Origin of the sequence: Geminicoccus flavidas (assembly GCF_009806515.1) — a bacterium.
Taxonomy (GTDB): domain Bacteria; phylum Pseudomonadota; class Alphaproteobacteria; order Geminicoccales; family Geminicoccaceae; genus Geminicoccus; species Geminicoccus flavidus.
Genome location: NZ_WUJP01000959.1, coordinates 1 through 7,322 on the forward strand (window position 1 = coordinate 1; position 7,322 = coordinate 7,322).

The window sequence follows — 7,322 nt, forward strand, 5'->3', positions numbered from 1 at the left end:
GCCCGGTCACCACCAGCCATGGCTTCATCGGCCGGGTCGAAGCGGTCGACCGGGTCGATCTGGTGGCGCGGGTCGATGCGTTCCTCGTGGAGCAGCTCTTCGAGGAAGGGGCGGAGGTGCAGAAAGGCGACCCGCTCTACCGGCTGGAGCGCGGCCCCTATGAAGCGGTACTCGCTGCGCAGGAGGCGGCAGTAGCCCAGGCGGAGGCCGAGCAGGCCAATGCCCGGGCCGAGCTGAGCCGGGCGCGGGAACTGCTGTCGAGCACCGCCGGCACCCAGGCACGGGTCGATCAGGCCCTGGCGGCGGAACGGACCGCGACCGCCAAGGTGCTGGCAGCGCAGGCGCAGGTGCGCCAGGCCCAGATCAACCTCGGCTATACCGAGATCAACGCGCCCATCACCGGGCGGATCGGCCGCAGCCAGATCACGCCCGGCAATGTCGTGGGCCCGGGCAGCGGCGTGTTGGCGACGATCGTCAGCCAGGAGCCGATGCATGTCGCCTTTCCGGTGCCGATGCGCACGGCCCTGGAGCTGCGCACCCGCTATGCCGACCAGGGCGGGTTCGAGGCGGTGGTGATCCGGCTGCGGCTCCCGGACGGGCGCACCTTCGGCCCGGCGGGCCGGCTCGACTTCGTCGACATCGAGGTCGCCCGCGGCACCGACACGATCACGCTGCGCGGCACCATCCCCAACCCGATCCTGGCGCCCGGCGAGGGTGGCGGGGCCGGCCTGCGGGAGCTGACCGAGGGCGAGTTCGTCACGGTCATGCTGGAGGCCGCCCAGCCGGTCGAGCAACTCACCGTTCCCCGCGAGGCGGTGCTGTCCGACCAGCGAGGCGACTTCGTCTACGTGATCGCGGCGGAGAACCGGGCCGAGCGCCGCCCGGTCCGGCTCGGCCAGTCCACGGCCGGCTCGGTCGTGATCCTGGAGGGGCTGCAGGCCGGCGAGCAGGTGGTGCTGGAAGGCATCCAGCGGGTCCAGCCGGGCATGCAGGTCGTCCCGGGGCCAGCCGGGTTCGACGCCCGGACGATGGGCGGGACCACCGCGAGCGGGACCTGAGCCGATGCTGTCCGCGATCTTCATTCATCGCCCGCGCCTGGCGATCGTGATCTCGGTCGTGATCACGCTGGCCGGCCTGCTCGCCATGCTGCGCATCCCGGTGGCCCAGTTGCCCGACATCGTGCCGCCGCAGGTCTCAGTGTCCGCCGTCTATCCCGGCGCATCCGCGGACGTGGTCGAATCGACGGTGGGCCAGCCGCTGGAATCCAGCGTCATCGGCACCGACCAGATGATCTACATGAAGAGCACCAGCGGCAATGACGGCAGCTACAACCTGACCGTCAGCTTCGCGCTCGGCACCGACCCCGACATCAACACGGTCAACGTCAACAACCGGGTGCAGACCGCGCTGTCCCAGCTTCCCCAGGAGGTGCAGCGCCAGGGCCTGACCGTGCAGAAGCGGTCATCTTCGATCCTCCAGTTCATCATGATGACCAGCGAGGATCCTACCCACGACCTCCTGTTCCTCACCAATCTCGGCACGATCAGCGTGCTCGACGAGCTGTCGCGCACGCCTGGCATCGGCCAGGCCACCCTGTTCGGCCAGCTCAACTATTCCATGCGGATCTGGTTCGACACCCAGCGCCTGGTCAGCCTGAAGCTGGCGCCCTCCGACGTGGTGCAGGCGATCCAGGCGCAGAACGTGCAGGCCCCGGTCGGCCGGATCGGTGCCGAGCCGGTGCCGCACGACCAGCGGCTACAGATGAACGTGCGGACGCAAGGGCGCCTGTCCAGCCCGGAGGAGTTTGGTCAGATTGTGCTGCGCGCCAACCCAGACGGCTCGGTGCTGCGGGTGCAGGACGTCGCCCGCGTCGAGCTCGGCGCGCAGAACCAGGACACCTTCACCCGCCTGAACGGCCAGAACGCCGTCGGCATGGGCATCTTCCTCGCACCCGGCGCCAATGCGGTGAGTGCTGCCGAGGCGGTCCGCAACACGCTGGCCACGGTCGGCACACGCCTGCCCGAGGGGGTGCGGATCCAGGCGGTCTACGATTCGACCGTCTTCGTGAACGAGACGATCGCCACGGTCATCCACACGCTGATCGAAGCCTTCGTCATCGTCGGCATCGTGGTGTTCGTGTTCCTGGGCTCCTGGCGCGCCGCCCTCATCCCGCTGATCGCGGTGCCGGTCAGCTTGATCGGCACCTTCGCCGTGCTGCTGCTGATGGGCTACTCGGCCAACACCGTGTCGCTGCTGGCGATGGTGCTGGCGATCGGCATCGTGGTCGACGATGCGATCGTAGTGGTGGAGAATGTCGAGCGCGTGATGGAAGAGGAGCCCGAGCTCTCTCCGGCCGAGGCCACCCGCAAGGCGATGGCGCAGATCACTGCGCCGGTCATCGCCATCACCATGGTGCTCCTGTCGGTGTTCGTGCCGATCGCCTTCATCCCAGGCATCTCCGGCGAGCTGTTCCGCCAGTTCGCGGTGACGATCAGTGCTGCGATGGTGTTCTCCGCGTTCAACGCGCTGACCCTCTCGCCGGCCTTGTGCGCCGTCCTGATGCGCCATGGCGGGCCCAGGCGCGGGATCATGGCCTGGATCTCCCGCCGGATCGACAATGTGCGCGACGGCTATGCCGCGGTGGTGGCCAGGACCCTGCGCCTATCCGCCCTGGCGCTGGTGCTGGTAGGCGTGTTCGCCGCCGGGACCTATGGGCTGTCCTTGCGCACACCGACCGGCTTCCTGCCGGAGGAAGACCAGGGCGCCTTCTTCATCCATGTGCAGCTCCCGGCCGGCGCCTCGGTCGCGCGCACCTCGGAGGCGGTGGCACGGGTCGAGCAGATCCTGGGCGACCTGCCCCAGGTCCGGGACGTGGTCTCGGTGGTGGGCTACTCGCTGCTGGACAGCGTGTCGGCCAGCAACGCCGCCTTCATGATCGCCCAGCTCCGGCCGTTCGAGGAGCGGACCGGGCCCGGAGATTCGGCACAGGCGCTGATCGCCCGGGTGGCCGAGAATGCCCGGGGGATCCGCAGCGCCGACATCCTGCCCTTCAACCTGCCCCCGGTCGTGGGCCTCTCCACCACGGGCGGGTTCGAGTACCAGCTCGAGAGCCTGCAGGGTGCTGATCCCGAGGCGATGGGCAGCGTGATGCGCGGCCTGGTCGGCGCCGCCAATGCCGATCCCCGGCTCTCCGCAGTGTTCTCGACCTATACGTCCGCCAATCCGTCGATCTTCCTAGACATCGACCGGACCAAGGCGCAGACGCTGGGGCTCGACGTCAGCAACGTCTTCACCACCCTGCAGGCGACGCTCGGCAGCTATTATGTCAACGACTTCAACCTGTTCGGCCGCACCTGGCAGGTGAACCTCCAGGGCGAGGCCGCCGACCGACGCGACCTCGACGCGCTCTGGAAGATCGAGATCCGCAACAGCCAGGGCGAGATGGTGCCGCTGCGTGCGATCGCCGAAGTGAGCACGGTCACCGGGCCGCAGGTCGTCACCCGCTACAACAACTACCGCTCGGTCACCATCAATGGTGGCCCGGCCGAAGGGGTTTCCTCGGGCGAGGGGCTGGCGGCGATGGCCGAGGTATCGGCTGCCACCCTGCCCCCGGGCTACGCCTTCGAATGGACCGGGACCGCGTACCAGGAGCAGCAGGCGAGCGGCCAGACCGGGATCATCCTGGGGCTGGCGGTACTGTTCGCCTATCTGTTCCTGGTGGCGCTCTACGAGAGCTGGGTCATCCCGATCCCGGTGCTTCTGTCGGTGATCGCCGGCGTGCTGGGCGCCTTTGCCGGCGTGCTGTTCACCGGGCTCACCCTCGACCTCTACGGGCAGATCGGGCTGGTCGTGCTGATCGCCCTGGCCGCGAAGAACGGCATCCTGATCGTGGAGTTCGCCAAGGAGCAGCGCGAGGCCGGCCGCTCGATCCGGGACGCCGCGGCGATGGCCGCGAGGCTCAGATTCCGCGCGGTGATCATGACCTCGCTGGCCTTCATCCTGGGCCTGGTGCCGCTGGTCTGGGCATCAGGCGCTTCCGAGGTGTCGCGGCATCATGTCAGCACCCCGGTGTTCGCCGGGATGATCGCCGCCAGCTCGATCGGCATCTTCCTGATCCCGATGCTCTACGTGGTCTTCCAGCACATGCGGGAATGGACGCACCGCCGCTTCGGCAGCACCAGTGCTGCCCGGCCGCGCGGGGAGCAGCCGGGCCCGGCGGAATGACCGCCGGGCGTCACAGGAGGGGCGAGAGGAGCCGGGCCGCGGAATCGCGCAGACGCAGCAGGATGCTGCGCGCCTCGTATTTCGCGACGCTGAACTCGCGCAGCGCTCCAGGTCCCGCACGAAGCAGTCTTCCAGCTCGCGCCCGAGCCGATCGAGCAGACCGTGGAGTCGACGCTGATCGTCTTGGCGTGCAGGTAGCCGGCCTCGTAGAGGAACACGCGCACGCCAGCATTGACAGCGTCCACGATGTAGGTGTGTTGCCCGCCCAGTCGGCCAGCGGGTCGACCGATGGCTTGGCACTCAGCATCACCTTGACGTCTACCTGGGCCAGGGCCGGGCTTCCAGTCGAGCCCGAGCCAGCAGGCGAGCGGGCGATCGGTTCATCATGAATCCGTGCCCACCGGACCTGCCCCTGCGCGTGGCCCCGGCAGCTCGCTTCCATGGATCGGCTTTCGGTTTGGCCCGACGATGGCCGACCGCGGCACTCCTGATCCAGAGAGCCGGCAGGGCAGCATCCTGCGGCCGGAGCAAACATCGGCCGCGGCCCGCTTGATCGCAGGGCACTTCCTGGCCAAGACGGCAGCAGGCAATGGAGGAGCGGCACGGTGACGGAACCCTACGACGCCATCATCATCGGTGGCGGGCATAACGGTCTCGTGTGCGCGGCCTATCTCGCCAGGGCCGGGCTGAAGCCGCTCGTCCTGGAGCGCCGCCCGGTATTCGGCGGGGCGGCGGTGACCGAGGAGATCGCACCGGGCTTCCGGGCGTCGATCTTCTCCTACCTGATGAGCATCCTCCACCCGCGCATCCAGGCCGACCTGGAGCTCGCGCGCCACGGCCTCGTGGTCATGCCGTGCAGCGACATGCTCTCGCCTCTGGACGGCGACGACTATATCGTCTTCTCCGACAACGTGCAGCGGACCCAGCAGAGCTTCGCCCGGTTCAGCAAGAAGGACGCGGCGATCTATCCGGAGTTCGATCGCTTCCTGAACGAGAATGCCGACGTCTTCCGCAAGCTGCTCTGGGAGACGCCGTTCGATCCCACCAGGCGCGACTGGAAGACGGTCAAGCAGATCTTCGGCTTCGCCAAGCGCAACCGGAAGTACGGCGACAAGTTCTTCCGCGTCTACGACATGCTCACCATGAGCGCCTACGACTTCCTGTCGAAATGGTTCGAGGACGACCGGATCAAGGCGGTGCTCGCCTATTATGCCTCGATCGGCACGTTCGCCGGCCCCAAGACGCCCGGCAGCGCGTACGTGATCATGCATCACGTCATGGGCGAAAATGCGGGGGCGGGCGGCTGGGGCTTCGTGCGCGGCGGCCAAGGTGCCATCTCCGCCGCGATCGCCGCGTCCGCCACCGAGCACGGTGCAGTCATCCAGACCGACAGCCCGGTAAAGGAGGTCCGGGTGGTGGACGGGCGGGTGCGCGGCGTCACCACCGCAGACGGGCGGGAATACCCGGCGCCGATCGTGATCTCCAACGCGCATGCCAAGCTGCTCTACCTGAACCTGGTCGGCGAGCGGCATCTGCCGGCCGAACTGGTCGCGGACATCAAGGGCTACCGGAGCTTCTCGACCGCGTTCAAGGCCAACCTCGCGGTCGAGCGGCCGCCGCAGTACCGCTGCATGGACCGGGTGCGGGCGGACGGTGCGCTGGGCAACTGGACCTATCCGACCTATGTCCACATCGCCCCGGACATCGACTATCTGGAACGGGCCTATGACGACGCCAAGCATGGCTGGTACTCGTCGGCACCGTTCATCACGCCGGTGGTGCCGACCATCGTCGACGACACTCTGGCGCCCAAGGGCAAGCATGTCGTCAACCTGTTCGGCGGCCATGCGCCCTACGAGCTGAAGAACGGCGACTGGGCGACCGAGAAGGACAAGTTCCGCAAGACCGTGCTGGACACGATGGACCGGTTCGCCCCGGGCTTCTCGAACGACATCATCGGCGGCCAGTTCCTGATCGCCCAGGACATCGAGAACATCGTCCACCTGCCGCAGGGCCACATCTTCCAGGGCGAACTCAGCGCCGACCAGCTGTTCTTCAAGCGCCCGGTCCCGCACCACGCCGACTATCGCACCCCGATCCAGGGCCTCTACCTGTGCGGCGCCTCGACCCATCCGGGCGGTGGTGTGTCCGGGATCAACGGCTACAACGCCGCGCGCGAGATCCTGGCGGACCGCGGCACTAGGTCCGGCATGGGCTACGCGGCGAGCTGACCGGTCTGGCCCATAGGGAAGAACGACCAGCCAGGGCGCGATCTTTGCACCCGGACAGGCACCACGGGCACCGCCGGCGGACTGGTGCGACTGGTGTGCAAGTTCACGTTCACGGATGCGGTGAAGGACGATTCGGATCCGAGCCAGGACACGGATCGGCCGGCCTGAGCGCCTGTCTTGTGGAGGGGCGATGCCAGCCGGCTCTGGTCACTCCGACGACACCGCCCAGGGCAGGAAGGATCAGAGGCTGGCCGGCTTCAATCCCTTAGCTTGCCGGCCGGCAGGACCACCGTCAGGCACGCGCAGCCGCACCTTGCCCAGGACCAGCAGGGTTGCGAGCAGCAGGATCAGGCTGGCGGCGGCAAAGACACCGGCAGCCCCGCTCATGTCGAAGATCGCGCCACCGCCCGCGGCACCGAGCGCGATCGCCAGCTGGACCGCCGCCACAATCAGGCCGCCGGCGCTTTCCGCCTCATCGGGTACCGTGCGGGTGACCCAGGTGGACCAGGCGACCGGGACTGCGCCGAAGGCCAAGCCCCACAGCGCCACCATCAGGAAGACGACGAAAGGTGCGGCATCGAGCATGACAAGGCCCAGGCCGAGTGCGGCCATCAGGAGCGGCATCGATACCAGGGTCAGGCGCAGGCTCCGTTCCAGGAGCGGGCCGGCCAGCAGCGTGCCGATGAAGTTGGCGAGGCCGAAGCCCAGCAGGATGCCGGACACGGCAGCGATGCCCGCACCGGTCGCTCCCTCGAGATAGGGGCGCAGATAGGTGAAGAAGGCGAAATGGCCGGTGAACACCAGCACCACCGCGACCATGCCGGCGGCGACGCCGGGACGCAGCAGCACCTCGGCCAGGGTGCGCAG

The 7,322-nt window shown here is 68.2% G+C and carries 4 protein-coding genes; 3 read left to right on the forward strand and 1 reads right to left on the reverse strand.

What is annotated here, in order from left to right:
* From EQG76_RS27470 to EQG76_RS27480, 3 genes are all read left to right on the forward strand, one after another.
* Positions 1-1,058: efflux RND transporter periplasmic adaptor subunit (locus tag EQG76_RS27470; RefSeq protein WP_159718210.1), on the forward strand; the 1,058-nt coding region annotated here is incomplete at its 5' end.
* Between the two features lie 4 nt (positions 1,059-1,062).
* Positions 1,063-4,224, forward strand: a complete 3,162-nt coding sequence (locus EQG76_RS27475; RefSeq protein ID WP_159718212.1) for an efflux RND transporter permease subunit — start codon at positions 1,063-1,065, stop codon at positions 4,222-4,224.
* Positions 4,225-4,829: 605 nt separating this feature from the next.
* Complete coding sequence (locus EQG76_RS27480; protein ID WP_200841169.1) at positions 4,830-6,455, forward strand: phytoene desaturase family protein; 1,626 nt, start codon at positions 4,830-4,832, stop codon at positions 6,453-6,455.
* Positions 6,456-6,695: 240 nt separating this feature from the next.
* Here EQG76_RS27480 and EQG76_RS27485 read toward each other — a convergent pair.
* Positions 6,696-7,322: MFS transporter (locus EQG76_RS27485; RefSeq protein WP_159718214.1), on the reverse strand; the 627-nt coding region annotated here is incomplete at its 5' end.

What these genes read in the sequence shown, in the direction of transcription:
- EQG76_RS27475 (WP_159718212.1), top strand. Translation starts at nt 1,063, where the DNA reads ATGCTGTCCGCGATCTTCATTCATCGCCCGCGCCTGGCGATCGTGATC.